Genomic DNA, 2,688 nt, shown 5'->3' on the forward strand with positions numbered 1-2,688 from the left:
TGTTAAGTGGTTGAACAGAATTGAGTTAATTGATTATGAACATATCGGTTATTGGGAAAAACGAGGATACTCACAAGATGCATGGGTTAACTAAATAATACTGGGATATTGGTCTTTTGCCGGTATCCTTTTATTCTTCATTAGATAAATAGACTTATTATTATTCGGTTCGCTGTTTTTCAGATTTTGGTTCCGGTGCTTGGCTTAAAGAAACCATAATAAATAACGATAAATAACGCAATAAGACATAAAATTTCATTTGTCTTCGAACTGGAGCAATTGAAATTCATACTGGTGGAATGAAAAATGATAGTTCCAGGAAAAGTTTCATAAGACAAACTTAAACTTCTTAAAAGTGTTGGTTTTTATTACTGATGGTTTTGCTGATTGGGAAGCAAGTTATAAAATCGAAGAGTAAAACATATCAAGTTCAGACAATTGTGATTGATGAAGATCCATAAATTCCAATGGGTGGATTGGCTGTTTCCGGATTATACCTTTCTTTTCGGATAAATATTTTTTTATTTTTGGGTAAAAAAGGACCGTTAGTCTGTAGCATAAAAGAAATTTCTTTATTTATAAACCCTGTGTAGAATTCATATCACTTAAAAAAGGATGGAGATTGAGTTATGGATAAGACTATTAAATTAAATGCAAATAAAGAAATATCAGTTCCTCCAGTAGCAAAACTTATCGGATTTGTTCCTCTTGAAATTAAAAGAGGAGAAGCTTTGTTCATGTTAGAGACTAAGGAGGAGCATTTTAACCCCATGGGAACTGTCCATGGTGGCATTCTTTGTGATTTGGCTGATGCGGCAATGGGGATAGCCTATGCAACGTTATTAAATGAAAATGAAACATTCACGACAATAGAGTTAAAAATCAACTACTTAAAGCCTGTATGGAAGACAACCATAAAGGCCCATTCAATTGTAATAAAAAAGGGAAATTCCATTGGTCTTATTGATTGTTCACTATTTGATGAAAATGAAGCATTAGTAGCAAAAGCAAGTTCAACATGTATGACCTTAAAAGGAGAAAAAGCTAAAAATAGATAGGCTGACTTTATACGGGAAGAAATTTTTGTGAATAGAAGAGTAGTAGTTATAGGGTTATGGTGCTATATGTTCCTTAGGAAATGCTATAGAGAAATATTAAGTAGGGTAAATCCGGCCCAATCAATCCTGTAAACATCTACCATTACCGAATTGTTATTTGAGATTAGTCAGATTATTGAAACTTGACTCAGCGACCAAGGTAGTTCACTTGTATAAAATTTTTAATAAAAAATGAGAAACAAAAGATTAAATACTCCGGTCAAATATAGATCAATCACTTGCAAACGAAGAATGGAAAAATAAAATTCGTGTTAAAAAAATACTATTCCATAAAGTTCTAATTTTTTTATGAAGAAATGGGTTATAGAAATAGTTCTCCTTAACCCACTTCAAATTCATTTTTTATTTATAAATCATAGAGTCTAAATATTTGATGATCTCTAATCTTTTTCCAGAGATAGTATCAGCCCTTATCTGATCTTGCATCAGCTTATCTTGTGCTTTTTTCAGTATTACTTCTTCTGTTTCTTTTGGAACGACAACAACACCATCTGTATCACCTACAATGATATCACCCGGTTTGACGGATATTCCTCCACAAGAAATTGGAACGTTTAGTTCACCAACACCTGCTTTTCCACTTGCTGCAACAGTTGTTCCTTTGCAAAATAAAGGAAAATTTAGTTCTTGAATTCCTTTTAAATCACGAATGACGCCATCCACTACAATTCCACCAATTTCCAATGTCTTGGCCATACCTATAATGAAATCTCCTGCAATCGCTCTATATTCATCCCCTTTTGCATCAATCACAAGGATATCCCCAGGATTTGCCGTACGAATCGCTTTTAGTACGGCCAGATTATCACCTACTGGCATTTTTACTGTAAATGCTCTTCCGCACAGTACATACTCTTTACTTAGTGGCTTTATACTAGGATGTAAATTATTTAGTCCATCTAGAGCATCCGAAATACAGGTAGTAGGAATGGATCGAAATTGATCAATTATAAGACTCATGAAATGAAGCACCTCTCTTTTTTGATTCTATCTTAATTCTTAACTATTACTATACTAAATTAATGAGTGGTGTAAATTTAGAAATGCTTTACTATCCGCTTACGTATTCTTTAAAAAGGAGAAGCCATTTTTGTCCCTTAGGCCTGACAGCTTCCAGATAAATGCCCCGCTTAAATCATCTTACAACGGTCATATTACTTTATTGCCCGTTATCTATCAACAGATCTATCTATTCCATTATGGAATTGCTAGCAATTCCATTTAGATATTTTTTTTATTTTTAATAAAAAAATACAATGATCTTATTAGGGAACAGAAGAATTGATTGAGGTAAAGGGAGGTAACGACAGCTAATGAGTGATTGGGGAAAACAAATTAAAATTCCGGCAGTCTATATGCGTGGAGGAACAAGTAAAGGAGTTTTTTTTCTTCCAGAAGATTTGCCGTCTGATCCATCTGAACGTGATAAAGCATTGCTGCGTGTTATCGGTAGCCCTGATCCTTATGGACAACATATCGATGGGATGGGCGGTGCCACGTCAAGTACGAGCAAGGTGGTTATTGTCAGCAAAAGCAAGCGTCCGGGATATGATATAAATTATTTATTTGG

General features: G+C 34.1%; 3 protein-coding genes and 1 pseudogene. 3 read left to right on the forward strand and 1 reads right to left on the reverse strand.

What is annotated here, in order from left to right:
• Together DFO72_RS30300 and DFO72_RS29010 are read left to right on the forward strand one after the other, a co-directional pair.
• Positions 1–94, forward strand: a pseudogene (locus tag DFO72_RS30300) (sulfite oxidase-like oxidoreductase); the annotation flags it as partial.
• Between the two features lie 535 nt (positions 95–629).
• Positions 630–1,058 carry a PaaI family thioesterase gene (locus DFO72_RS29010; protein WP_113885932.1) on the forward strand — a complete coding sequence of 143 codons (429 nt, stop codon included), beginning with the start codon at positions 630–632 and terminating at the stop codon, positions 1,056–1,058.
• A 402-nt stretch (positions 1,059–1,460) separates the two neighbouring features.
• Here the strand turns inward: DFO72_RS29010 and DFO72_RS29015 are convergent, their stop codons facing one another.
• Positions 1,461–2,078: an RraA family protein gene (locus DFO72_RS29015; RefSeq protein WP_113885933.1), complete on the reverse strand. Its 618-nt coding sequence runs from the start codon at positions 2,076–2,078 to the stop codon at positions 1,461–1,463.
• 353 nt (positions 2,079–2,431) lie between these two features.
• On the opposite strand from DFO72_RS29015, the gene DFO72_RS29020 reads away from it, so the two are divergent.
• Positions 2,432–2,688, forward strand: a 257-nt coding sequence (locus DFO72_RS29020) for a PrpF domain-containing protein (RefSeq protein ID WP_279587093.1), incomplete at its 3' end; no start/stop codon positions are given.

Origin of the sequence: Cytobacillus oceanisediminis, assembly GCF_004366035.1 — a bacterium.
Lineage (GTDB): Bacteria > Bacillota > Bacilli > Bacillales > Cytobacillaceae > Cytobacillus > Cytobacillus oceanisediminis_C.